The organism is Brevundimonas bullata, assembly GCF_014207965.1.
In the GTDB taxonomy this organism is placed as follows: domain Bacteria; phylum Pseudomonadota; class Alphaproteobacteria; order Caulobacterales; family Caulobacteraceae; genus Brevundimonas; species Brevundimonas bullata_A.
The window spans coordinates 225325-249630 of record NZ_JACHLM010000003.1 but is presented as its reverse complement, the minus strand read 5'-3'; the positions used below and the strand labels follow the sequence as shown (position 1 = coordinate 249630).

Here is a 24306-nt window from a genome sequence, read left to right as displayed (position 1 = left end):
CTGCGTCCATCCGAAGGGGGCCGCCGCGTCGCGCCAGGAATCACCCGATGACCGACAAGTCCCGCACGCCCGAAGCCGACCTCGCCTTCATGCGCTCCATCGTCGAGGGCAGCGGGCGGCCGCCCATGACCCTGGCCATCTGCTATCTGGCGGGCGGCCTGCTGTACGGCCTCCAGTGCCTGTTCCACGTGGGGCAGGTGATCGGCCTGATCCGCTGGCCCGATCTGGCCAATCTGATCTTTGTGGTCGGCATCACCACGGCCTTTCTGGCGGTCCTGACCTGGGCCATCCTGAAGGACCGCAAGGCCGGGCCGTCCAATCGGGGGCCGCTGGCGACACGGGTGACGAACGCCGCCTTCAGCGCCACCGGCATGGCCAACGCCGCCGTGGTCATCGTCTTTGCTGTCGGCGCGGTGCGGGATCAGGACTTCGCTGTCTGGCTCTATTACGCCGCCATCGTCTTCGCCCTGCAGGCGGCGGCCTGGTACGTGGCCTGGGTGCTGAAGAAGAAGGGCTGGATGCTGGCGGTGTCGCTGGGCGGATGGGTGACGGCGGTGGCCCTCGGCGTGCTGGTGCGTCAGCCGATGGCCTATCTGGGGGTCTGCACCGTCGCCCTCTTCCTGCTGTTCGCCCTGCCGGGCTGGGTCATGTTCCGCGACGCCCGCGCGGGCGCCAGGGCCGCCTGACGTCATGGGTCTGGCGGACGACTTTGGACGGATCGACGAGGTCATCCACGGCCGCATGCGGCTGGGGATCATGGTCTATCTGGCCGATGTCGAGGCGGCGGACTTCACCGAGCTGAAGACGGTGCTGGAGGCGACCCAGGGCAATCTGTCGGTCCACCTGAAGAAGCTGGAAGAGGCGGGCTATGTCGCCATCAGCAAGAGCTTCGTGAACAACAAGCCCCTGACCCGGATCGCCATCACGCCGCAGGGGCGGACGGCGTTCGCCGCCTATCTGGAGGCGCTGGGCGGGTTGATCGGGCGGAAGGGCTGAGGGCCGCCGGAGAGGGGCGCGCTGACATCCCTCATCCGTCAGGCTGCGCCTGCCACCTTCTCCCTCAAGGGGAGAAGGGCTTTACCAGCGCAGCGTCTTTCAGTGGGCGACGGACTCGATCGGGTCGGCGTCTTCCACCAGGACGGGGGTCAGTTTGCGCACGGCGCCGGTCGGGTCGGGCCAGTTGATCGACTGGCCTTCGGTCAGGCCGATCAGGCCCGCGCCGACGTGCGACAGGATCGAGACGCGGCCCGCGTCGATATCGGCCTGGTGCGGCAGGACCAGCTGGACGCGGCGGACCTCGGGGTGGCGCTCATCAGCGTAGTGCAGCCAGCGGTTCAGGCCGACGGCGGTCTTGGGCAGGTCGGCGGCCTTGCAGACCTTGGCGCGGTCCAGCTCCTGTTGCAGCAGGCCGGCGGGGCCGGCGCCGGGCAGATCGCCGACCAGGCGATCCAGGGCGTCGAAATCCTCCTGGCTGAGGACGATGGCGGGCAGGGCCGGAGGGCGGCCGCGGGTCTTGGCGGTGGTCATGTCGGTTCTCGATGTGAAGAAGGAAGAAGAGGAATCAGGCGGCCGAGGGGCCGTCGTCGTCGCCGTCGTCGCCTATGTCGTCATAGGGGGGCGCGGGCTCGGGCGAGGGGACGGGCGGCGGCGTCGCGGGACGCCTGAAGGGCAGGATGTCGGCGCTGCGCGCGGGCGCAGCGTCGCCCTGGGGATCGTCTTGACGATGGGTCATGACATGCATGTTCGCGGGCGCCGATGGGCGAACGCGATCCTGATTGATGGAAGACTAGGAAAAAAGCGAAGCGACGCGCCCCGTAGCGGACGACAGCAAGCTGGCCGCTACGGGTTAAAGGCCTTCGACGCGGCGACCCGCGTGGGTGAGGCGTCGAGCCTGGCTGACGAAACGTTCCATAGTGGGTAGAGGCTGGGCCTCAGCGCGCGGAAAGTCAAACCGGCGCCCCGGGAGTTCTTGTCGCATGAACCTTCAATCCCTCGTGAAGCCGCCGCTGGCCCCCCCTCTTGTGATGGGCATCGTCAATGTGACGCCCGACAGTTTTTCCGACGGCGGCCAGTTGGAGACCCAGGAGGCGGCGCTGGCCCATGCGATGCGGCTGATCGAACAGGGGGCGGAGGTGCTGGACATCGGCGGCGAGAGCACGCGGCCCGGCTCGGACCCGGTCAGCGAGGATCAGGAGATCGCGCGGACCCTGCCGCTGATCACGGCCTTGCGGGCGCGCTGGGACGGGATGATCAGCATCGACACCATGAAGCCGGGGGTGGCCCGGGCGGCGGTCGCGGCCGGGGCGAGGATGTGGAACGACGTGACGGCCTTGAGCCATCATCACGACAGCCTGACGACCGCCGCCGAGCTGGGGTGCGCCGTGGTGCTGATGCACATGAAGGGGGCGCCCAAGACCATGCAAGACGACCCGCGCTATGACGACGTGGTCGCCGAGGTGGTCGCCCACCTGGCGGCGCGGGCCGAGGCGGCGATGGCGGCGGGGGTGGCGCGCGACAGGATCTGGCTGGACCCCGGCATCGGCTTCGCCAAGACGACGGCGCACAACCTGACCCTGACGGCGCGGCTGGAGGCCCTGGTCGATCTGGGCTTCCCGGTGCTGTACGCCGCCAGCCGCAAGCGGGTCATTCAGGGCGTGGATGCGACGGCTGTCGCCGCGACTGATCGGCTGGGCGGCTCGCTGGCCCTGGCGCTGGAAGGGGCGCGGCGCGGGGCGCGGATGGTGCGCGTCCACGACGTGCGCGAGACAGTGCAGGCGCTGAAGCTGCAGGCGGCAGTGGCCGAGGCCGCCGGGGTGTCGGGCCGATCGACTTCATGAAGGCCTGATGGCCCGGGCCGGTCGCCTAAGCCGCCGGGGAGGCGACGGGGGCTCTAGCGGAGTTTCCAATCCTCGCGGACCTGGTCGGGGAAGCGATCGAGGACGAAGCGGGGTTCAATCGCCTGCTCCAGCCAAAGCTTGGCCCCGGCCAGGACCAGGGCGAAGCCTTCCTTGGCGTCAAGCGCGGCCGCCATGCCGTCCTCCGTGTCTTCAAAGCCGCGATTGATGATCTCGACCCAGGTTGAACGGCCCCGTTCCTCGAACAGTATTTCGATCTCGGACGGGTGGTCTTCGAGATGCCAGTCGATGAGTATCCGGCGATCAGAAGTCATCGCCTTGACCGCGACACGCGTTGAGACGCCGTACATGCCCCAGGTCCAGGTCGCCTCTGAACCCACGGTCAAGCGACGGTCGGCATGGGTGAACCAGAACCATGATGTGACTCCCGGTTCCGTAAAGGCTTGGAAAACCTCACTGACAGGTCGTCGTATGAGCATGCCGGTAGTTACGGATGGCGTTGTCATCGTCAGCCCTGACTTTAAATCTCCCCCGCAACGCAAAGGTTACAATTGTTGTCGCCAATTTGCGCAAACAAATTTGTAAATTACATATAAATCCATGTTTTCAAGTCGCGACGACTAATAGTAGCGCTCGCTGATCATTGTGTAGGTGACTTGTGTTTGGCGGCGGACCGGCGAGGGGCTTGTCGCCCCGTCTTGTCTGGGGCGGCCTGATCGGTCATGCAGCCCTCATGTCCTGGCTTCTGTCTTTCAATCCGTGGGTGGTGCTCGTCGTGGCGGGCCTGTTCGAGGTCATGTGGGCCTCGGGCATCAAGTATGTGGGGGTGCAGCGGCCGCTGCTGTCGCTGGGCGTGGCCGCGGCCCTGATCGCCAGCATGGTGGGTCTGTGGATCGCCACGCAGAAGCTGCCGGTGGGCACGGCCTATGCGGTGTGGACCGGCATCGGCGCCGTGGGCGCGGCGACGGTGGGGATCATGGTCTATGGCGAGCCGGCGACGGCGGTGCGGGCGGTCTGCATCCTGCTGATCGTGGCGGGCATTGTCGGGCTGAAGCTGTTTTCGGGAGCGCACTGATGGGCGAGCATGATCTCCCTCAAGCGGTCTCCGACCGCGTCGGAGACGATAGGGACCAAAAGAGAGGCCGGGTTCTCATTCTGGCCGGCTCGGATTCCGGCGGCGGGGCGGGGGTTCAGGCCGACATCAAGGCGGTGACCATGCTGGGCGGGTTCGCCGCCACGGCGATCACGGCCGTCACCATCCAGAACACCCTGGGGGTGCATGGCGTCTATCCTTTGCCCATCGACGTGATCGAGGCCCAGGCCAGGGCCGTGCTGGACGACATCGGCGCCGACGCCCTGAAAACGGGTATGCTGGGCTCGGTCGAGGTGGTCGAGGCGGTCGCCGGCCTGATCGACTATGCCGGCAATGTGCCGACGGTGGTGGACCCGGTGATGATCGCCAAGGGCGGCTCGCCCCTGCTGGAGGATCGCGCGGTCGAGGCGGTGCGGCGGTTGATGGTGCCGCGCGCGGCCCTGCTGACGCCTAATGCGCCCGAGGCCGAGGCCCTGACCGGGATCGCCGTGGCCGATCTGGACGGCCAGCGTCGGGCGGGCGAGGCCCTGCTGGAGATGGGCGCGCGGGCGGTGCTGATGAAGGGCGGCCACGTGCCGGGCGAGACGGTGATCGACCTGCTGCTGACCCGCGACGGCGAGACGGTGCTGGAGAGCGAACGCATCGACACGCGCCATACGCATGGGACCGGCTGCACCCTGGCGAGCGCGTGCGCCGCGGGGATCGCCAAGGGCCTGCCGCTGCAGGTCGCGGTGGCCGAGGCCTGGGCCTATGTCGCCGAGGCTATCCGCCGGGCGCCGGGTCTGGGGCAGGGGCATGGGCCGCTGGATCACGGCTGGCCGCTGCGGGGCTAGTCGTAATGACAAGTGCGGGAGGCTGGCTGTCCTCGGCGGGTTCCATCCGCACGAGGTGAGCGGCCTTCATCGTCGCTTCGGCGGCCGGCCGATTGCTCGTCACCTTGCGTGGGTGAAATACCAGTCCGAACATCAGTCCTGCCTTGCCAATCATTGTTCTTCGATCCCCATCCGAGATGTGGGCCTGCGGGGAGAATGCAAGGCAGGCGGCATCGTGTTTGCTTCCGTCCCGGCTCTTTTCGGCGCCCATGGGTGGCATGACGGAGATTTCGGTTTTCGGGCTTTCGGAATCGCCTTCAGACGGCGCCATGACCCTAGAGACCCGACTGATCGAAATCGTCCGCGCCGACCCAGGCCTGATGCATGTGCTGAGGGTGATGCGGGACCTGGACCTGCCGGACTGGCGGCTGTTTTCGGGGGCGGTCTATCAGGCGGTTTGGAACGCCCAGACGGGGCGGGCGACCGGCTATGGGGTCAAGGACTACGACATCGGCTATTTCGATCCCGACACCTCGTGGGACGCCGAGGATGTGGTGATCAAGCGCGTCGCCGCGGCCTTTGACGAGCCGGTGCGCGAGCAGGTCGAGGTCAGGAACCAGGCGCGGGTCCACATCTGGTTCGAAGGGAAGTTCGGCGAACCCTATGAGGCCCTGACCTGCACCGACGACGCCCCGGCGCGGTTCGTGGCCCCGGCCTTCGCCGTGGGGGTGCGGCTTGAGAAGGACGATACGATCAGCGTGGTCGCGCCGTTCGGGCTGGAGGACGTGTTCGACCTGACGATCCGCCCCAATCCCGAGCGGGGGCTGGCCAAGGGGTGGGACAGGGTCATCGCCAATGCGCGCGGACGCTGGCCGGAGGTCAGGGTGGTGGAGCCGGGCTGATCTCGGTCGTCATCCCGGCCGAAGCGTAGCGGAGAGCCGGGACCGCCCAAGACGCTGCGCTTCCTGCGGTCCCGGATAGCCCTGCGGGCTTCCGGGATGACGGCTGAGGGTACGAAAAGGGCGCGACCCTTGCGGATCGCGCCCCTCGGCCGGGCCTCTGACAGGGAGGGATGAGGCCCGGGTTCTCAGGCCGTGGTTAGTAGCGACGGCCGTTGTGGTCGTTGCGCTCGTAGCGGACCTTGGCCGACAGGTTGTCGTAGCGACGGTCCAGCTCGTTACGCTCGCGGCGGTTCAGGCCGTCACGCATGTAGCTGCGCTCCAGACGCACCAGGCTGTTCAGTTCGTCCTTGAGGCGCGAGGCCTCGCGGTGGCTCAGCTGGCGGGTGCGGACGCCCTGGTCGATGCGGCGGTCCAGGTTGTGCTTGCGCTGGGAGATGGCGTTCCAGCCGTTGTAGCTCTGTTCGTAGCCGTGGCCGCGCGAGGGGCCGTTGTTGTGGCCATAGGATTGCGCTGCGGCGGGCAGGGCGGCCGAGGCGACGGCGAGGGCCAGAGCGGGGATCAGCAGCTTTTTCATGGTCTTGCTCCTTGAGGTCGTCGCAACCGGATCGGCTGCGTTGATCCCAAAAGACCACGCGGCGGCTGAGCCGCATCTGAACGGCGCGTTTCAGGCAGCGTTCATCAGCATGAGAAGTTCTTCATCTTCATCCCCATGCGCGCCCAAGTCTCATAAGAGCGACAGCGACGGAGAATCCACGTGCGCGCGTTCCTTGTCCGGATGAACAGCGATAGACTGTCTGTTCAGCCGCTGTTCAGAGGCCTCTGTCTAGAAGACAAACCATGATGCGTATTCGAGCCCTTCTGCTGGCAGGCCTGATCGCCCTCGTTCCCCTGACGGACGCGGCGGCCCAGTCGCGCGGCCGCGACCGGGATCGCGACGAGGACCGTCGCGAGCAATCCCGGACCTATCCGGGCCAGGGGCTGCGTGACGCGCCCCGCTCGGCGCCCTCGCCGAGGGCCGATCCGGGGGACATCGCCCGCCGCGTCCAGTCGGGCCGTCCCGGCCGGATGCTGGGCGTGCAGGAGCGCGGCGGCGACTATGTGGTGCGCTGGGAATATCCGGGCGGACGCGTGTCGGACATACAGGTTGACGGCCGGTCCGGCCGGGTTCGCGGAGACGACTGAATGCGGGTGCTGCTTGTCGAGGACGACGTCGATCTGTCGCGCCAGCTGAAGACCGCTCTGGGCGACGCCGGATACGCCGTCGACCACGCCCCCGACGGCGAGGAGGCCTGGTTCCTGGGCGACACCGAGCCCTATGACGTCGTGGTACTGGATCTGGGCCTGCCCAAGATCGACGGCGTATCGGTGCTGGAACGCTGGCGCCGCGAGGGCAAGACGACGCCGGTGCTGATCCTGACCGCGCGCAGCGCCTGGTCGGACAAGGTGGCCGGCTTTGACGCCGGGGCCGACGACTATCTGACCAAGCCCTTCCACACCGAGGAGCTGCTGGCCCGTCTGCGCGCCCTGCTGCGCCGTTCGGCCGGCCATGCGGCGGCGACCCTGACCTGCGGCGGCCTGCGGCTGGACCCGCGTGCGGCGCGGGCGACGGTGAACGGCGAACCGCTGCGCCTGACCTCGCTGGAATATCGACTGCTGCATTACATGATGATGCATCAGGGCCGGGTCATCAGCCGCACCGAGCTGGTCGAGCACCTGTATGATCAGGACTTCGACCGTGACTCCAACACCATCGAGGTCTTCGTCGGGCGGCTGAGGAAGAAGATCGGTTCGGACCGGATCGAGACGGTGCGCGGCCTGGGCTATCGCCTGTCGCCGCTGGCCGGCGAGAGCGACGCGGCCTGATCCGTGACCGACGCCGGGGCGATTGAGCCGCCCGCCAAGCCTGAAAAACGTGAATGGGGTCGCTGGTTCGGGCGGCCGGGTCGCTCGCTGACGCGGCGCCTGATCTGGCTGGCCTCGGCGTGGATTCTGGTGGCCCTGCTGGTCACCGGCGTGGTGCTGACCTCGGTGTTTCAGGAATCGGCGCTGCGGCGCCTCGGCAATGCCCTGTCCGACACCATCGACGAGGCGGTGGTCGCCGCCAGCATCACGCCCGAGGGCGAGGTCTTCGTCGGTGAAATCCGCGACGCGCGGACCGAGCGTCTGCTGTCGGGCAAATACTGGATGGTGGCCGAACCGACGACGGACGGGCGCCTGCAAATTCTGGCGCGCTCGGCCTCGCTGGGGCAGGCCGATCTGGAATATGCGCCGGATCTGGGCGCGCGGTTGCAGGCCGCATTCGGCCAGACCATCAGCTATAACGCCGAGGACGGCCCCAAGGGCGAGCCTCTGCGCATCGCCGCCAGCATGAAGCAGTTGCCGGGACGGGCCGAGCCGGTGGTCTTCTTCGCCGGGATCGGCCGATCCGACATCGACGCCGACACGCGTCAGTTCGCCACCGTGACCTGGGTGGCCATGCTGCTGCTGGGGGCCGGTCTGGTCTCGGCGGTCTTCATCCAGGTGCGCGTCGGCCTGCGCCCCCTGTTCGACCTGCGTGATGAGATTTCGGACGTGCGTAAAGGAAGATCGCACCGGGTCGAGGGCGTCTATCCGCTGGAAATCCAGCCACTGGCCGAGCAGGTCAACCGACTGCTGACCCACAATCAGGAGACGGTGGAGCGTCAGCGCACCCACGTCGGCAACCTGGCCCATGCGCTGAAGACGCCGCTGGCGGTCATGCTGGCCGAGGCGGGGACGTCTGAGGGCGTCCTGCCCGACATGGTGCGCAAGCAGACGCGTGTCATGCAGGATCAGGTCGATCACCACCTGCGCCGCGCCCGCGCCGCCGCCCGCGCCGCCCACGGTCTGGGCGAGCGGACCCCGGTGGGCGAGGTGCTGGACGAACTGGCCGTCATGCTGGAGCGGGTGTTCGAGACCAAGGGCGTCGAGATCGACTGGCGCGCGCCGGACGAGCTGGCCTTCCTGGGCGAGCGTCAGGACCTGCAGGAGATCCTGGGCAACCTGATCGAGAACGCCGCCAAATGGTGCAGGCGCCGGGTGCGGATTTCGGCGGGGCCCTCGGTGCCCGGCCAGATGGTGGTGGTGGTCGAGGACGACGGCCCCGGCCTGCCCGCCGACCAGCGCGACGCCGCCCTGAAGCGCGGCACGCGGATGGACGAGGACACGCCGGGCACCGGCCTGGGTCTGTCCATCGTCGAGGACCTGACGCGGGCCTACGGCGGACGCGTGACCCTGGCCGACAGCGACATGGGCGGGCTGAAGGTTTTGCTGGAGCTGCCCGCGGCGGAGGCGTGAGGGGAGGCCGAAGAAACCCCCGCCTATGCGTTGACAAACCGGTTCCCAGGCCAGAGGAAACGTTGTCTTTTCAAGGGGGTTTCCATGGGCAATGAACTCGACGAAGTCACGGGTCCGGTCAATCGGGCGGGGCGTGACATCAATGTCATCGAGAAGCAGATTCCGGTGACGATCGGGGTGGGCTCCCTGATCTTCGAGATCGCCCTGTGGGTCGCCGTTCCCGCGGTCGCCCTGGGCGGCGTCGCTTTGGGCCTGGTTCCGTTGCAGGACGGCCTCATCGTGGCGGCGCTGGGCGTCCTGCCCGGACTGATCTTCCTGTTCATGAAGATCAACGCCCTGGCCTACCTGCGCAAGCTGCAGCAGAAGATTCAGGCCGACGCGTCCCAGATCGACAACTATCTGGAGCAGCGGGTCATCATCCTGAACAATGTCGTCGGTCTGCTGAACAAGGCCGTCGATCTGGACAAGGACGTGATGAAGAGCGTCACCGCCCTGCGCAGCGGCGCCTCGACAGGCACGGACGCCCAGCGCAACGCCGCCTCGGCCGAGATGGAGAGCGTGCTGTCGCGCATCAATGTGGCGTTCGAGGCCTATCCGGACCTGAAGGCCCACGCGGCTGTCGCCGACGCCATGCAGCAGAACAGCTATCTGCAAAAGGAAATCACCGCCGCGCGCACCCTCTACAACGACACGGTGGCGATCTGGAACCAGGACATCTTCGCCTGGCCGGCCAAGCAGATCGTGGCCGCGCGCAACCGCTACACCACCCGCATCCCCTTCACGGCGACGGCTGAGACCAAGGCGGCGGCGCGGGAGACCTTCTTCTGACTGGGCTTCTGACCGCCGCCATGACGGGGGCCATGACTGAGGATGTCCACGAACCGCTCGACCACTATCAGACCAACCTGAAGGAGGCCCACCGGACGCATACGGCCGACTTCTTCGAGGACCTGGTCCGCACCTCCGGCGTCGACGAGGCGGCCAACGCCAGGACGGTTCAGGACATCCGCGATCTGGAACAGCGCGGCAAGGCCTCGGGCGCCAGCACCCGTTGGTGGAAGCTGCTGCGCATCCTGGTCTTCGTCGCCGTCGCGGCGACCCTGTTCATGGCCTATCGTCAGCACCTGGCCTGGCTGGCGGGGGCGGCTGGCCTGCTGGTCGCCGTCTTCGCCAAGCTGAATCCGATCATCAAGGCCGGGAACAGCCGCACCCAGGCCCTGGCCGCGGCGCTCGCCGAAATGGAGGCCCTGGCCTGGGGCCAGATGGCGGCGCTGAACCGCCTGTTCGACTGGGACATCTTCGCCAAACTGGTGGGCAAGACCTTCCCTCAGATCGAACTGGATCCCTATTTCAGCCATGCCCGCCTGACCAACCTGCGTCAGTCCTATGGCTGGAACGACGCCTTCAACAGCAGCCGGTCGGTGATGTTCGCCCATACGGGCGTGGTCAGCGGCAACCCCTTCATCCTGGCCCAGACCCTGAACCACTGGATCGGGTCAAAGACCTACAGCGGCAGCCTGACGATCCACTGGACCGAATCTGGGCGCGATTCCAACGGGCGCCGGACCACCGTGTCGCGGTCCCAGACGCTGAGGGCGTCGGTCACCAAGCCCTTCCCCAGTTATGAGACCGAGTCGATTCTGATCTACGGCAACCACGCGGCGCCGGACCTGACCTTCTCGCGCCAGCCCTCGTCCCTGTCGGGGCTGGACGATGGCGTCATCAACAAGTGGCGCAAGAACCAGGCGATCAAGAAGCTGGAGACCAAGGCGCGCAAACTGTCGTCCGGCTCTGGCTTCACGCCCATGGCCAACCGCGAGTTCGACGCCCTGTTCGCCGCCAGCGACCGCGATCACGAAGTCCAGTTCCGCATGTTGTTCACCCCCCTGGCCCAGCAGGAGATGGTGAAGATCCTCAAGGACAAGACCGTCGGCTTTGGCGACAACTTCGTCTTCAGCAAGATGCAGAAGATCAACGCGGTCGAGCCCAGACATCTGGTCGGCATGGACATCAGCGCCTCGCCCGGGACGTTCCGCTTCTACGACCTGGCGGCGGCCCGCGCGCATTTCAACGACTACCACAATGCGCTGTTCAAGGCCTTCTACTTCAGCTTCGCGCCCATCCTGGCCATCCCTCTGTACCAGCAGCATCGCCCGGCCGAGGACATCTATGCGGGCGTGGCCCAGGCCTCGTGCTTCTGGGAGCATGAAGCCCTCGCCAACTACATGGGCGCAGGGCGCTTCAGCCATCCCGACAGCGTCACCCGCAATGTCCTGAAGACCGTCAGCCATGGCGGCGAAGAGGGCGCCCAGAAGGTCCAGGTCACGGCCCATGGCTTCCGGGGCGTGGACCGCGTCGATCACATCCCCGTACGCGGCGGCGATGGTTTCACCCACCAGGTGCCGGTGCATTGGATCGAGTATATTCCAGTGGACCGCACGTCGGAAATCCTGGTGTGCGACGCGGCGCCGACCGCGGCGGCGGGGACTGACGCCGCCCCGCCTTGGCGCGACCATTTCACCCGGCACGGTCTTACGCCCGAAAGCGCCGTCGCCCGCCGGTCGATCTTCGCCGCCTTGATGCAATAGGGTTCCAGCGGGGCTCCAATCCCCTGTTAACCCGAAGGGCGCACCCTTGGCCCCGTGGCCGGGATTCGGTTTGGCCGGAGGAGTGTGGATGGCGGACCTGTCGGTCGCGCAGAGGGCCGCCCTGGCCCAGCTGATCGCCGCTTGCCCGGATCGTCTGTTGGCCCAGCTGGAAACGCTGGCGGCGGCGATGACGGGGGATCGGGCGTGGGCGCTGCGCGACATGGTCGAGGCCGAGGTTCTGGACCGGCGACGCCGCGACACGGCGTTCGGGCCTTTGGCGCCGCTGTTTCACCCGCGCGAGGACGGGCTGGAGGGCCTGAGCTTTCCGGCGGGCGTTCCGGCGCGGCTGTGGCGGCTGGCCACGCGTAATGAACCTGAGCTTTTGCCGCAGCTGGATCGCGACGACGAACTGTCGCGGATGGTGGCGGATCGGTTGTGCCTGAGCGCGGCCTCGGCGGTGCGGGATCAGGGCGAGGGCCTGTGGCCCCAGGCGACGGCGGATCAGGTGGCGGAACTGGCCGCCTGTTTCGATCTGGCCGGCTTGGCGCGGCGCTGTCTGGACCATCTGGAGGCCTGGATGGGCCGGCCGGGGTCGGCGGCGACGGCGGAACTGAAACTGGCCCTGCGTCAGGCGGCCAGCATCGCGCCGGACGGGGCGGCGCGGCTGATGGAGATCTTGTTCGCCCACCTGACCGACGCGCGGATGATGCTGCGCGTCGTGGCCCACGCCACGCCGGTTGCAGGGCGCGAGACCTTTCTGGGGGAGAGCGAGCTGGCGGTCTTTGTCGACCGGGTGGTGACGGCGCTGGCCCACCGCGCGGCGCAGGCGGCGGCGTTCGAGCCGACTGCGGAGGGCGCGGATGCAGCGACGCTGAAGGCCGATCTGGACTGGTGCGCGGAGACCCTATCGGAAATCGACGTCAGCCTGTCGCTGCGGACCGACAGCGCCTGGGGCAAGGCGACGCGTCAGGCGCGGCTGAAGATCGCCCTGCGGCTGTCGGAGCTGTTCAGCGCCGCCGAACGGGCGGCGGGCGCGGTCCTGCCGGTCGAGCGCACGGCCATGGTCGGGCGGATGACCCGGCCCGCGCCGCGTCTGGATCAGCCGGTGGATGCGGCGGCGGCGGCCAAAGCCAAGGCCTTGTTGACGGTGATCGGCCTGGTGCGCGGTCCGGCGGCGGTGTTCGGCTGCGAGGCGGATCGGCGTCAGACCGCCGAGGGCCTGACCGGCAAGCTGGCGACCTGGGCCGACGAGGCGATCGAGCGGTTGAACGACGGCGCGGCGCCCGATGATGCCACGGCGCGCAAGCGCATCGCCCTGACCGCCGAGCTTCTGGGCCTGATCGGGGCCAGGGAGGCGCAGCGCACAGTGCGGCGGCGACTGACGGTGGCCGGGGCGCCGCCCAGCATCGCGGTCGAGGCTGCGACCTCGGGAGCCTCGCGTCAGCGCGCCTGATCCGCTAGACGGCGGGGCATGACGATCTTCTGGATCATGACGGGACTGGCTGCGGCGCTGGCCGGGCTTCTGGTGCTGGCCGGCGCGCGACGCGGGGCGGATGCGGAAGGCTTGGTCGATCGCGACGCCGCCGGGCGCGAGCTGGCCGAGCTGGACCGGCTCAAAACCCGCGGCCTGCTGGACGAGGCGGGCTGGACCGCCGCCCGGGCCGAGGCGGGACGGCGGCTGCTGGCCGCGCGTCGCGATGCGCGGGCGCCGACGGTCGGGGCCAAGGATCGGCTCTGGGTTCTGGGCGGCATCGGGCTGACGGCGGCGGTTTCGCTGGCCCTCTATCTGGGCCTCGGCGCGCCGGGCATGGCGGATCAGGCCTATGAGACGCGGGTGCGCGACTGGGCGGCCTCGCCCGAGACGCTGGAACCGGCCCAGGCGGCGGCGGTCATCGGACGCATCGTCAAGGATCGGCCGGACGATCATCAGGCCCTGGTCATGCTGGGCGCGGCGCGGTTCGAGGCGGGCGACCCCATCGGCGCGGCCTCGGCCTTTCGTCGGGCGCTGGCGATCAAGCCGGACGACGCCCAGAGCTGGGCGCGGCTGGGCGAGAGCCTGGTGCGGGCCAACGAGGGCGCGGTCGGCGGCGACGCCGAGGCGGCCTTTGTCGAGGCGCTGAAGCACGACCCCGATCAACTGGGCGCGCGCTACTTCCTGGGCGAGGCGGCGCTGAAGCGCGGCGACAAGGCTGGGGCGGATGCGGTCTGGGGGCCGCTGATCGCGGCGCTGGAGCCGAACGATCCGCGCCGGGCGGAACTGCAAAATCGACTGGGCGGGGCCGGATGAGCCTGCGCTGCAACCCTTCTGTGATGTCCTGACATGAGCTGGCTTCCCAAATCGCCCAAGGCGCGGCGGCGTCTGTGGATCGTGGCGGCGGCGGCGCCCGTGCTGGCGCTGGCGGTCGGCCTGTCGCTGTGGGCCATGAAGGACAACGTCACCTACTTCTTCTCGCCGTCCGAAGTGACCGAGGAGGCCGCGCCGGTCGGGCGGGTGATCCGTCTGGGCGGGCTGGTCGAGGCCGGCAGCGTGGTCAAGGGCGCGGACGGGACGGTGGTCTTCGTCGTCACCGACAATGTGGGAACCTCGACCGTCAGCTATCACGGCGATCTGCCCGATCTGTTCCGCGAAGGGCAGGGCATCGTGGCGCAAGGGTCGTTCCGCCCCGACCGCGTCTTTGAAGCCAGTCAGGTGCTGGCCAAGCATGACGAGACCTATATGCCGCGCGAAGTCGCCGACCGGCTGAAGGAAAAGGGCGAGTGGCGGCCTGAAACGGGCGAAGCGCCCCCGAGCCAAGCGAGCCGCAGCCTGTGATCGTCGAACTGGGCGCGTTCGCGCTGATCCTCGCCCTGGTGTTGGCGGGGCTGACGACGGTGTTGGCCACGGCGGGACGGCTGAGGCTGAGCCCGGTGCTGGCGGGCGCCGGGGGCGGGGCGCTGATCGCCTCGGCGGCGGCGACGGCCTTGGCGTTCGCCGCCCTGATCTACGCCTTCGCCGTGTCGGACTTCTCGGTGTCGAACGTGGCCCTGAACAGCCACACCGACAAGCCCATGCTCTACAAGGTGGCCGCCGCCTGGGGCAGCCATGAGGGCTCGCTGGTGCTGTGGTGCCTGGTCATGACCGGTTTCGGCGGGGCGCTGGCCCTGGCGCGCGGCCTGCCGTTCGGGCTGAAGACCTCAAGCGTGGCGGTGCAGGGCGCGCTGTCGACCATGTTCCTGGCCTTCGCCGTCTTCACGTCGAACCCGTTTGCCCGCCTGGACCCCGCCCCAGTGCAAGGCGCGTCGCTGAACCCCCTGTTGCAGGACCCGGCGCTCGCCTTCCATCCGCCGCTGCTCTACGCGGGCTATGTCGGGTTTTCGGTCTGTTTCTCGCTGGCGGTCGCCGCCCTGATCGAGAAGCGGGTTGATCCGGCCTGGGGCCGCTGGGTGCGGCCGTGGGCGCTGGCGTCCTGGGCCTTCCTGACGGTCGGCATCCTGCTCGGGTCCTTCTGGGCCTATTACGAGCTGGGCTGGGGCGGCTGGTGGTTCTGGGACCCGGTGGAGAACGCCAGCTTCATGCCGTGGCTGGCGGGGGCGGCCCTGCTGCACTCGGCCATCGTGACGGAGCGGCGCGGGGCGCTGGCGGGGTGGACGGTCTTCCTCGCCATCCTGGCCTTCACCTTCTCCATGCTGGGGGCGTTTCTGGTGCGCTCGGGCGTGCTGACCAGCGTCCATGCCTTCGCTGTCGATCCCGAGCGGGGCATGATGCTGTTGGCCATCCTCGGCGTGGCGGCGGGCGCGGCCTTCATCCTGTTCGCCTTCCGCGCCCCGGCGATCCGGTCGGGCGCGGCCTTTGCCCCGATCAGCCGCGAAGGCGCGCTGGTGCTGAACAACCTGTTCCTGACGGCGGCGGCGGCGACGGTGCTGCTGGGGACCCTGTACCCGCTGATCCTCGAGGGGATTTCGGGGGCGACCATTTCGGTGGGGCCGCCCTATTTCAACGCCACCTTCGTGCCGCTTCTGGTGGTGGCCTGTCTGATCCTGCCGGCCGGGCCTCTGCTGGCGTGGAAGCGCGGCGACCTGAAGGGGGCCTTGCAGCGGCTGTGGCTGGCGGCGGGTCTGGCGGTCGTGGCGGCGTTCGCGGCCTTCCTGCTGTTCGAGCCGAAGAAGGCGCTGGCGGCGGCGGGACTGGGCGTCGGGGCCTGGCTGATCCTGGGGGCGCTGGCCGAGGTCGGCGTGCGCACCAAGGCGTTCCGGGCGCCGTTGGTCGAGACCCTGCGCCGCGCCAAGGGTCTGCCGCTGGGCGCCTGGGGCATGACCCTGGCCCACGCGGGTCTGGGCGTCTTCATCCTGGGGGCCGTGGTCGAGACCAGCTTCAAGGCCGAGGCCGCGGCGGCTGTGCCTCTGGGCGGCGTGGTGTCGTCGGGGCCGTGGCGGGTGCGTCTGGACGCGGTCGAGGTGATCGAGGGGCCGAACTATCTCGCCGAGCAGGGGCGCTTGACGGTCATGCCGGTGTCGGGTGATGCGGTGGAGCGCGTCGTCACCGCCGAGCGCCGCTTCTTCCCGGCGGGCGGGCAGACGACGACCGAGGTCGGCCTCGACTTCCGCGGACTGGACGACGTCTATGTGGTCATGGGCGAGCGGGCGCGGTCCGAGGACGGCGAGCAGGCCTGGACGGTGCGGGTCTATTACAATCCGTGGGCGCGGCTGATCTTCCTCGGTCCGGCGATCATGGCCCTGGGCGGGGTGCTGTCCCTGTTGGACCGGCGGCTGCGCGTCGGGGCGGGTTCGCGTCGCAAGACGGAGGTCAAGGCGTGAGGCGGCTGGCGGCGTTGGCGGGGGCGCTGGCTCTCGCGGCGGGCGCTGCGATGGCGGAGCCGCCCCCGGCGCCGGATCGCCCCTTGCCCGATGCAGCGCAGGAGGCGCGGGCGCGGGCCCTGTTCGGCGATATCCGTTGCGTGGTCTGCCAGCACGAATCCATCGCAGATAGCCCGGCCGGCATCGCCGCCGACATGCGCCGTCTGGTGCGCGAGGAGATCGCGGCGGGCAAGAGCGATCAGGCGGTGCGCCAGGACCTGGTGCGGCGCTATGGCGACTATGTCCTGTTCCAGCCGCCGGTGCGGGCCGGGACCTGGCTGCTGTGGTTCGGGCCGTTCGCCCTGGTGCTGGGGGCGGGGGCGGTGTTCGTGTGGCGGGCGCGGCGGCGGCGGGCGGAAATCATCCCCCTGACGGACGAAGAAGAGCGGGCGCTGGCGGAACTCACCGCCGGGTCTGACGAGGCCGAGCGCGGATAGTCGGCCCGCAGCTGTCGCGCCACCCGCGCCTAGCTCTGAAAGGGCATGCCTGCACCCCCTCCCAACCCTCCCCCCTCGAGGGGGAGGGCCTTTGTTTCTGTCCAAAGCGAAAGCGTTTCGCCGCGATCCTGACGCACGCGCGCCTCACGGCGAACGCGGAGGAGGGACAACCATCGCGAGGGCGTGCATTGGCTTAGGCTGCAACCCCCTATATCCATGGGCGAACGGAGCTTTTGGAGCTCCAGATTTCAGGACTGCAAGGACGACGATGCTGAAACGCAAGGAGTTCATTCTGGGGGCGGCCGTCGGCCTGTCCTTCGCCGCTGTCGCGACGGCGGGCGGGGTCATTACCTGGCCGGGCGCGCACGCCGCGCCCGCCGCCGCTCAGGCGGGACGGCTGGTCCCCTCGGCCGGGGCTGCGGGCCTGGCCTTTGCGCCGCCGCAAGGCGCGCCGCTCAGCTTCGCCGACATCTTCCAGCAGGTCGCGCCCGCCGTGGTGCAGATCGACGTCAAGACGCGGGTGCAGCGCCCGACCGCGATCCAGATCCCCGGCTTCGGCGCCGTGCCCATTCCCGGCGGGCCGCGCGGCGGCGGTTCGGGCGAAGAGGGCGAGGACGACAACTCGACCACGGGACTGGGCACCGGTTCCGGCTTCCTGATCTCGGCCGACGGCTTCATCGTCACCAACAATCACGTCGTCGAGAACGCCGAGGAGATCAACGTCAAGCTCAGCGACGGGCGTGAGCTGAAGGCCAAGCTGATCGGCCGTGATGAAGGCACGGATCTGGCCGTCATCAAGGTCGAGGGCGACGCCTTCCCGTTCGTCAGCTTTGAGGAAACAGCGGCTCCGCGCGTTGGCGACTGGGTCATTGCCGTGGGCAACCCCTTCGGCCTGGGCGGTTCGGCCACGGCGGGGATTGTCTCGGCCATGTCGCGCGACATCGATCCGGCCGGCTACAATGAGTATCTGCAGATCGACGCGGCCATCAATCGGGGCAACTCGGGCGGACCGACCTTCGACATTTACGGCCGGGTGATCGGTGTCAACACGGCGATCTTCTCGCCGACGGGCGGCTCGGTCGGCATCGGCTTCGCCATTCCGGCTGCGACGGCCAAGAGCGTGACCGATCGCCTGATGCGCGGTGAACGGGTCGAGCGCGGCTATGTCGGTTTGGGCCTTCGCACCTTGACTGCGGACGGCTGGGAGGCCCTGGGCCAGCCTAAGGATTTCAAGGGAGCCTTGGTGGAGAGCGTGACTGAGGGCGCGCCCGCGTCGCGCGCCGGCGCTCAGGTCGGTGACCTGCTGGTCGGCGTCAATGGCGAAGCGGTGGCCAATAGCGTCGAGGCGACGCGACGTGTGGCTGCGGCCAAGCCGGGCGAGACCATTCGACTTGAGGTGATCCGCGACGGCCGTCGTCAGACGTTGAACGTCCGTGCGGGCGTTCGTCCGCCTGAGGATGAACTGGCCGCTGCTGACGAAGGCGGTAGCGCCCCCGGCGCCGTGAAGCCGAGCGAGAGCGAAACGGTGGAAGGCCTGGGATTGACGCCGCTGACCGCAGCGGTGCGGTCGCGCTACAACATTCCCGAAAGCGTGTCGGGTCTGGTGGTGACGAATGTGGCGCAAGGCTCCTCGGCGGCGCGTCTCGGCTTCCAGCCCGGATTCGTCATTACGCGCGCCAATACCCAGACAGTGAGTTCTGCGGCGGACCTGCGGGCGGTGGTGGAAGCCGCCAAGCGCGCGGGACGCCCCAGCGTCCTGCTGTTTGTCCGCACGCCGCAAGGGACCAGTGTCGTGCCGCTGCCCTTCGCCAAGTCTGAATAAGGCGTAACTCACGGGATCGGCGGCGATGCGCTAACATCGCCGCCGAATCTGTATTCAGGAGGGGTCCATGCGTATTCTGGTGGTTGAGGACGACGCTGAAGCGGCGACGGCGATGGTGCGCGGCCTGAGCGAGGCCGGGCACGAGGTCACGCACGCCGTGGACGGCGCCTTCGGCCTGCTGGAATCGCAAAAGGGCGGCTACGACGTCTATGTCGTGGACCGCATGATGCCGCGTCTGGACGGCGTCGGCATGGTCGAAACGGTGCGCAAGGGCGGCGATCAGACGCCGGTCCTGTTCCTGTCGGCGCTCGGCGAGGTCGAGGACCGGGTGACGGGGCTGAAGGCCGGGGCCGATGATTACCTTGTGAAGCCCTACGCCTTCGCCGAACTGATTGCGCGGGTTGAAGCCCTGGCGCGCCGTCGCGAGACGGGCGGGGTGCAGACCGTGCTCAAGGTCGGCGACCTGGAGATGAACCTGATCGCCCGCACCGTGCATCGCGGCGCGACCGAGATCGACCTGCAGCCGCGCGAGTTCCAGCTGCTGGAGTTCCTGATGCGCCACGCCGGCCAGTCGGTGACGCGCACCATGCTGCTGGAGAAGGTCTGGGAATACCACTTCGACCCTCAGACCAATGTCATCGACGTCCACATCAGCCGCCTGCGCTCCAAGATCGACAAGGGCTTTGATCGGGCCATGCTGCAGACCGTGCGCGGCGCGGGGTATCGGCTGGAGGCTTAGGGCGACTTGCAACATTCTCCCTCCCCGTTCGGGGAGGGTGGGCGGCGCGCAGCGCCGGCCGGGTGGGGAGGGCAAGGCGATACAGCATCGCCATCGACCGGACCTGACCTGGATAAGCTGCTGCTGAGGGGAGGGCTAGGCGAAATGGCCATCGTCGCCAGAGCGCGAGCAATGCGAAAGGCGCTGACGCCGGCGGAGGCGCGGCTGTGGGTGGCCTTGCGAGCCTTGCGTGCCGAAGGTCTCCACTTTCGAAGACAGGCGCCACTGAGAAGCTATTTTCTCGACTTCGCCTGCGCCGATCGTTTCCTGATCGTTGAGGTCGATGGCGCGTCACACGATGACGAGGACCGGGCGCGCAAGGATCGCGTTCGGGACGCCGTATTGGCGAGAGAGGGATGGCGAACCTTGCGTTACACGAACCTCGCCGTTCGAGATGAACTGGAAGCTTTAGTTGAGGACGTGCGGATGCATTGCCTTGCCCGCCCCACCCGCTCGGCGCTACGCGCCGACCACCCTCCCCGGGACGGGGAGGGAGAAGCGCCGCGCTCATGAAACTCCCCTCCCTCTTTCGGCGGACGCCGTTTCGGCTGACGCTGCTGTTTCTGGCGCTGTTCGTGGCGACGGCCAGTGCGGTCCTGGCCTATGTCTATGTCGCCTCGGCGTCGGAGGCGCGGGCGCGGGCCGAGGCGGGGGTGCGGGCCGAGGTGGAGGCCCTGACGGCGGTTTACCGGACGCGCGGCGTCGACGCCCTGAACCAGGCCCTGGTGGACCGGACGCTGCGGGGCGGGTCCTATCTCTACCTGCTGATGGACAAGGACCGGAAGACGATCACCGGCAATATCTCGACCTCGCCGCTGGACCCCGGCGCGGCGGTGCAGGGCGGACGCTGGGACGACTTCCGCCTGACCGACACCGACGAGGAAGGGCGCGTCCGCAAGCGTCAGGCCATCGGCGTCGAGATGCCCCTGTCGGGCGGCGAGCAGTTGTTTGTCGGCGAGGACATCGGCGACATCGAGGCCTATCTGTCGCGGCTGACCCAGGCTCTGTGGGGGGCCATGATCATGGTCCTGATCCTCGGCATCGGCGGCGGTCTGGTGATCAGCCGCCGCGTCGAGAAGTCGATGAGCGGGCTGAACCGGGTGGTCATGGCGGTGCAGGAGGGCGACCTGAAGGTGCGCGCCCCCGTCACCCATTCCGGCGACGAACTGGACGAATTGGCGCAGGGTCTGAACACCATGCTGGACCGGCTGGAGGGCTCGATGGCCTCGATCCGTCACGCGGGGGACGCCATCGCCCACGACCTGCGTTCGCCGCTGACCCGGATGCGGGCCAAGCTGGAGGTGGCGCTGATGGACGCCGACGCCGGCAAGGTGTCGGGCGTGGACGCCCTGGGCGTCGCGCTGGACGAGGCGGACCTGCTGCTGAAGACCTTCAACACGGTTCTGGCCATCGCCCGGTTGCAGGCCGGCGGGGCGCCCGATCCCAAGGTGTTCGACGCCGCCGAACTGGCCACCGACATGGCCGAGCTGTACGAGCCCTCGGGCGAGGACAAGGGACTGGAGTTCTCGTCGGAGATCGAGCAGGGGCTGATGATCGAGGGCAACCAGCCCTTCCTGGCCCAGGCCCTGGCCAACATCATCGACAACGCCATCAAATATACGCCGTCGGGCGGGGCGGTGAAGTTCCGGGCGCGGCGGCGCTCGTCGGGCGAGATCGAGTTTTCGGTCACCGACACCGGGCCGGGCGTGCCGGACGAGGACCGCGAACGCGTGCTGCAACGCTTCGTCCGGCTGGACAACAGCCGCACCGAGCCGGGCTCGGGTCTGGGTCTGTCGCTGGTGACGGCGGTGGCCGAGGCCCACGGCGGGCGGGTGCAACTGGATGAGGGACCGGGGGCCTATGGCGGGCAGGGGCCGGGTCTGCGGGTGGCTCTGGTGCTGCCCCCAGCCAGTGGGACCGCGACCTGATGGGCGACAGGCTGGGGGCAAGGCTGAAGCCGTGCGGACCGGTGCGCGACGCCGAGGCGGCGGGCCGCATCCATGAGCGGCTGGTCGAGGCGGCGGGGGCGAACGGCTGGCGCGCGACGCTGGACGGGGCCTGGGGGGCGCTGGAGCCGGTGTTCGCGGCCTCGCCCTACCTGGGCGGGCTGGCGCGGCGCTGGCCCGAGCGGCTGCGACAGATTCTGGAGACGGCGCCCGAGACGCGGCTGGCTGAAATCCTGGCCGCGACCGAGGCGATCGACGGCCCGGCCGACGAGGCCAAGGCGCCGCTGCGCTGGCTGAAGGCGGAACTGCATCTGTTGACGGCCCTGGCCGATCTGGGCGGGGTCTGGGATCTGGATGCGGTGACGGGCGCCCTGTCGCGGTTCGCCGACGCCACGGCCCAGGCGGCGCTGCGCTGTCTGGCGCATGATCAGAGACGGCGCGGCAAGCTGATCTCGGCGGCGGATGATCCGCGCGGGCCTGTGCCCGGCCTGTTCGTCCTGGCCATGGGCAAGGGCGGGGCGTTCGAGCTGAACTATTCCTCGGACATCGACCTGTCGCTCTTCTTCGAGCCGGAGGTGCTGGAAGGCGCGCTGGGCGAGGGCGTGGAGGCGCAGGGCTTCGTCAACCGCCTGGCCCAGGGGCTGGCGACCCTGCTGAGCGAGCGAACGGCGGACGGTTACGTCTTCCGGGTGGACCTGAGGCTCCGGCCCGACCCGTCCTCGACCCCGCCGGTGGTCGCGGCGCCCATGGCCCTGGCCTACTACGAATCCGTCGGACAGAACTGGGAACGGGCGGCCTTCATCAAGGCGCGGGTCTGCGCCGGGGACATGGGCGAGGGGGCGGACTTCCTGAAGGCGCTGGTCCCCTTCGTCTGGCGCCGCAGCCTGGACTATCAGGCGGTGCTCGACATCCAGTCGATCAAGAAACAGATCCATGTCCACAAGACCGGCGAGGGGCTGGACGCGGCGGGCGCCAATCTGAAGCTGGGGCGCGGCGGCATCCGCGAGATCGAATTCTACGTCCAGACCCAGCAACTGATCCTGGGCGGACGCGACAAGGGATTGCGGTCGTCGCGGACGCTGGAGGCGCTGGAGGCCCTGACGGAGCGGGGTCATGTGGCGGTCGAAGCGCGCGACGAACTGGCCGCCGCCTATGTCGAGCTGCGCGGGCTGGAACACCGGGTGCAGATGCTGGCCGACGAGCAGAGCCATGTGCTGCCGGTCGATCCCGAGCGCCGGGCCGATGTGGCGGCGCTGGCCGGCGAGGGCGATCTGGGCCTGTTCGACGCCGGGGTGGAAAGCCTGCTGATGGGCGTCAATCAACGCTACGGCGAGCTGTTCGAGGGCGGCGAGGAGCTGTCGTCGCCCTATGGCAGCCTGGTCTTCACCGGGGTCGAGAATGATCCGGGCACGCTGGAGACGCTGAAGCGCATGGGCTTTTCCGAGCCCGCGACCGTGTCGGACACCATCCGCAGCTGGCACCACGGACGCATTCCGGCGACGCGGACGGCGCGGGGGCGCGAGCTGTTCACGCGGCTGGCCCCGCAGCTGCTGACGGCGGTGGCCAAGACCGGGGCGCCCGACGCCGCGTTTCGGCGGTTCGCGGTCTTCTTTTCCGGACTGAGCGCCGGGGTGCAGGTCCAGGCTCTGTTCCTGAACCAGCCCAAGCTGTTCGATCTGGTGGTCGGGGTCATGGCCTTCGCGCCGCGTCTGGCGCGCGCTCTAGGGCGGCAGCCTCAGGCCCTGGACGGCATTCTGGACGCCCGGTTCCTGACGGCGCTGGGCACGGACACCGGCCTGGCCGATCAGGTGGTGCGCGAGGCGCACGAGGCCGGCGATTTCGAGGGCGCCATGAACGCCGTGCGCCGCCTGCACCGCGAGCAGACCTTCCGCATCGGCATGCATGTCATCACCGGCCGGACGACGGCGGAGCAGGCCGGTCTGACCAACACCTCCCTGGCCGACGCCTGCATGCGGGGGCTGGCCCCGGCGGCCCTGGCCGAGGCCGAGCGGATGGGCGGGGCGTTCGAGGGCGCGGTCGCCGTGGTGGCCCTGGGCAAGGCCGGGTCGCGCGAGATGACGGCGGGGTCGGACCTGGACCTGATGACCGTCTATGCGGCGGCGCCCGAGGCGGTCTCGGCGGGCAAGGGCTGGAGCGCGGACCTGTTCTACGGCCGCTTCACCCAGAGGCTGATCGCCGCCCTGTCGGCCCACACCGCCGAGGGCGGGTTGTACGAGGTGGACATGCGGCTGCGGCCCACCGGGTCCAAGGGGCCTGTGTCGGTGCGGCTGGAGGCGCTGGACGACTACTACGCCACCGAGGCCGAGACCTGGGAGTTCATGGCCCTGACGCGCGCGCGGCTGGTCTGGGCCAGCGACGAAGCCTTCGGCGCGCGGGTCGAGGCGACGCTGGAGGCGGCGCTGCGGCGGCCGCGGCCCGGCGTGGACGTGGCGCGGGACGTGCGGGCGATGCGCGACCTGATGGACCGCGAGCGGCGGCCCAAGGGCTTCTGGGACCTGAAGTTGTCGGCGGGGGCGCAGGTGGACGCCGAATTCGTGGCCCAGTACCGCCAGCTGTGCGCGGCGGCGGCGGGCGAGGCGCTGACCGTGTCGACGCTGGAGGCGCTGAAGGACGATCCCGTCCTGGCCGACAGCTGGCGCACGCATCAGCAACTGGGTCAGCTGATGGCCTGCGCCTTCGAAGACAAGGGCGACCCGGACGCGGAGCCCGCGGGCTTCCAGCAGCGGCTGGCGGCGACGGTGGGGGTGGCGGACTTCGACACGCTGAAGGCGCGGTTGATCGACCTGCGCCTGCGGGCGCGGCGGGCGTTCGAAGCGGCGCTGCCGGCGGTGGTGGATTCCGGTCGCGACGGAAACTGATCCGGGCGGCGTTTGATCTCTCGACAGGGATGTTATCGGGCTGCGG

General features: G+C 69.0%; 25 protein-coding genes. 21 read left to right on the top strand and 4 right to left on the bottom strand.

Annotated elements, in window-relative coordinates:
* The first annotated feature begins 47 nt into the window (after positions 1-47).
* Together HNP51_RS09915 and HNP51_RS09910 are read left to right on the top strand one after the other, a co-directional pair.
* Entirely contained in the window at positions 48-686 is a 639-nt protein-coding gene (locus HNP51_RS09915) for a hypothetical protein (RefSeq protein ID WP_184269908.1), read from the top strand.
* Positions 687-690: 4 nt separating this feature from the next.
* Positions 691-996, top strand: coding sequence for a transcriptional regulator (locus tag HNP51_RS09910; protein ID WP_184269910.1), 306 nt, complete (start codon positions 691-693; stop codon positions 994-996).
* A gap of 99 nt (positions 997-1095) precedes the next feature.
* On the opposite strand, the gene HNP51_RS09905 is transcribed toward HNP51_RS09910, so the two are convergent.
* Both HNP51_RS09905 and HNP51_RS09900 read right to left on the bottom strand, forming a co-directional pair.
* On the bottom strand, positions 1096-1527 hold the full coding sequence (locus HNP51_RS09905) for a GreA/GreB family elongation factor (protein WP_184269912.1): 432 nt from the start codon (positions 1525-1527) through the stop codon (positions 1096-1098).
* 34 nt (positions 1528-1561) lie between these two features.
* Positions 1562-1732, bottom strand: coding sequence for a hypothetical protein (locus HNP51_RS09900; RefSeq protein ID WP_184269914.1), 171 nt, complete (start codon positions 1730-1732; stop codon positions 1562-1564).
* Positions 1733-1976: 244 nt separating this feature from the next.
* Here HNP51_RS09900 and folP point away from each other — a divergent pair, with 244 nt between their 5' ends.
* Positions 1977-2837, top strand: coding sequence for a dihydropteroate synthase (gene folP, locus HNP51_RS09895; RefSeq protein ID WP_184269916.1), 861 nt, complete (start codon positions 1977-1979; stop codon positions 2835-2837).
* A 53-nt stretch (positions 2838-2890) separates the two neighbouring features.
* On the opposite strand, the gene HNP51_RS09890 is transcribed toward folP, so the two are convergent.
* Positions 2891-3334: an SRPBCC domain-containing protein gene (locus HNP51_RS09890; protein WP_221434176.1), complete on the bottom strand. Its 444-nt coding sequence runs from the start codon at positions 3332-3334 to the stop codon at positions 2891-2893.
* Positions 3335-3588: 254 nt separating this feature from the next.
* Here HNP51_RS09890 and HNP51_RS09885 point away from each other — a divergent pair, with 254 nt between their 5' ends.
* The 3 genes from HNP51_RS09885 (at position 3589) to HNP51_RS09875 (ending at position 5662) form a co-directional block, all read left to right on the top strand.
* Positions 3589-3930 carry a multidrug efflux SMR transporter gene (locus HNP51_RS09885; protein WP_184270590.1) on the top strand — a complete coding sequence of 114 codons (342 nt, stop codon included), beginning with the start codon at positions 3589-3591 and terminating at the stop codon, positions 3928-3930.
* Complete coding sequence (gene thiD / locus HNP51_RS09880) at positions 3930-4781, top strand: bifunctional hydroxymethylpyrimidine kinase/phosphomethylpyrimidine kinase (RefSeq protein ID WP_260398433.1); 852 nt, start codon at positions 3930-3932, stop codon at positions 4779-4781. Before HNP51_RS09885 ends, thiD begins: the two co-directional genes overlap by 1 nt.
* A 308-nt stretch (positions 4782-5089) precedes the next feature.
* Complete coding sequence (locus HNP51_RS09875) at positions 5090-5662, top strand: nucleotidyltransferase family protein (RefSeq protein ID WP_184269920.1); 573 nt, start codon at positions 5090-5092, stop codon at positions 5660-5662.
* 196 nt (positions 5663-5858) lie between these two features.
* Here the strand turns inward: HNP51_RS09875 and HNP51_RS09870 are convergent, their stop codons facing one another.
* Entirely contained in the window at positions 5859-6236 is a 378-nt protein-coding gene (locus tag HNP51_RS09870) for a hypothetical protein (protein WP_184269922.1), read from the bottom strand.
* Between the two features lie 263 nt (positions 6237-6499).
* Here HNP51_RS09870 and HNP51_RS09865 point away from each other — a divergent pair, with 263 nt between their 5' ends.
* The 15 genes from HNP51_RS09865 (at position 6500) to HNP51_RS09795 (ending at position 24260) form a co-directional block, all read left to right on the top strand.
* Positions 6500-6844: a hypothetical protein gene (locus tag HNP51_RS09865; protein WP_184269924.1), complete on the top strand. Its 345-nt coding sequence runs from the start codon at positions 6500-6502 to the stop codon at positions 6842-6844.
* The gene (locus HNP51_RS09860) at positions 6845-7525 is read left to right on the top strand and encodes a response regulator transcription factor (protein ID WP_184269926.1); all 681 of its coding nucleotides are present in this window, start codon (positions 6845-6847) and stop codon (positions 7523-7525) included. It begins immediately after the preceding gene.
* Positions 7526-7528: 3 nt separating this feature from the next.
* Positions 7529-8977 (top strand): sensor histidine kinase, encoded by a 1449-nt coding sequence (locus HNP51_RS09855; protein WP_311769938.1) that lies wholly within the window; start codon positions 7529-7531, stop codon positions 8975-8977.
* 84 nt (positions 8978-9061) lie between these two features.
* Complete coding sequence (locus HNP51_RS09850) at positions 9062-9805, top strand: LemA family protein (RefSeq protein WP_184269928.1); 744 nt, start codon at positions 9062-9064, stop codon at positions 9803-9805.
* Positions 9806-9837: 32 nt separating this feature from the next.
* The gene (locus HNP51_RS09845) at positions 9838-11565 is read left to right on the top strand and encodes an MAG1210 family protein (protein ID WP_184269930.1); all 1728 of its coding nucleotides are present in this window, start codon (positions 9838-9840) and stop codon (positions 11563-11565) included.
* 88 nt (positions 11566-11653) lie between these two features.
* Positions 11654-13018 (top strand): hypothetical protein, encoded by a 1365-nt coding sequence (locus HNP51_RS09840; RefSeq protein WP_184269932.1) that lies wholly within the window; start codon positions 11654-11656, stop codon positions 13016-13018.
* An 18-nt stretch (positions 13019-13036) separates the two neighbouring features.
* Positions 13037-13852: a c-type cytochrome biogenesis protein CcmI gene (gene ccmI / locus HNP51_RS09835; RefSeq protein WP_184269934.1), complete on the top strand. Its 816-nt coding sequence runs from the start codon at positions 13037-13039 to the stop codon at positions 13850-13852.
* 33 nt (positions 13853-13885) lie between these two features.
* The gene (gene ccmE, locus HNP51_RS09830) at positions 13886-14377 is read left to right on the top strand and encodes a cytochrome c maturation protein CcmE (RefSeq protein WP_184269936.1); all 492 of its coding nucleotides are present in this window, start codon (positions 13886-13888) and stop codon (positions 14375-14377) included.
* A complete protein-coding gene (locus HNP51_RS09825) occupies positions 14374-16359 on the top strand; it encodes a heme lyase CcmF/NrfE family subunit (RefSeq protein WP_184269937.1) in 1986 nt (661 codons plus the stop codon). The genes ccmE and HNP51_RS09825 overlap by 4 nt, the downstream gene beginning before the upstream one ends.
* The gene (locus HNP51_RS09820) at positions 16356-16835 is read left to right on the top strand and encodes a cytochrome c-type biogenesis protein (protein WP_311769939.1); all 480 of its coding nucleotides are present in this window, start codon (positions 16356-16358) and stop codon (positions 16833-16835) included. Before HNP51_RS09825 ends, HNP51_RS09820 begins: the two co-directional genes overlap by 4 nt.
* Positions 16836-17103: 268 nt before the next feature.
* On the top strand, positions 17104-18657 hold the full coding sequence (locus HNP51_RS09815) for a Do family serine endopeptidase (RefSeq protein WP_184269939.1): 1554 nt from the start codon (positions 17104-17106) through the stop codon (positions 18655-18657).
* Between the two features lie 67 nt (positions 18658-18724).
* On the top strand, positions 18725-19396 hold the full coding sequence (locus HNP51_RS09810; protein WP_114818597.1) for a response regulator transcription factor: 672 nt from the start codon (positions 18725-18727) through the stop codon (positions 19394-19396).
* Between the two features lie 144 nt (positions 19397-19540).
* The gene (locus tag HNP51_RS09805; RefSeq protein ID WP_184269941.1) at positions 19541-19948 is read left to right on the top strand and encodes an endonuclease domain-containing protein; all 408 of its coding nucleotides are present in this window, start codon (positions 19541-19543) and stop codon (positions 19946-19948) included.
* A complete protein-coding gene (locus tag HNP51_RS09800) occupies positions 19945-21363 on the top strand; it encodes a HAMP domain-containing sensor histidine kinase (protein ID WP_184269943.1) in 1419 nt (472 codons plus the stop codon). Before HNP51_RS09805 ends, HNP51_RS09800 begins: the two co-directional genes overlap by 4 nt.
* Positions 21363-24260 (top strand): bifunctional [glutamine synthetase] adenylyltransferase/[glutamine synthetase]-adenylyl-L-tyrosine phosphorylase, encoded by a 2898-nt coding sequence (locus HNP51_RS09795; protein WP_184269944.1) that lies wholly within the window; start codon positions 21363-21365, stop codon positions 24258-24260. Before HNP51_RS09800 ends, HNP51_RS09795 begins: the two co-directional genes overlap by 1 nt.
* Positions 24261-24306 lie beyond the last annotated feature (46 nt).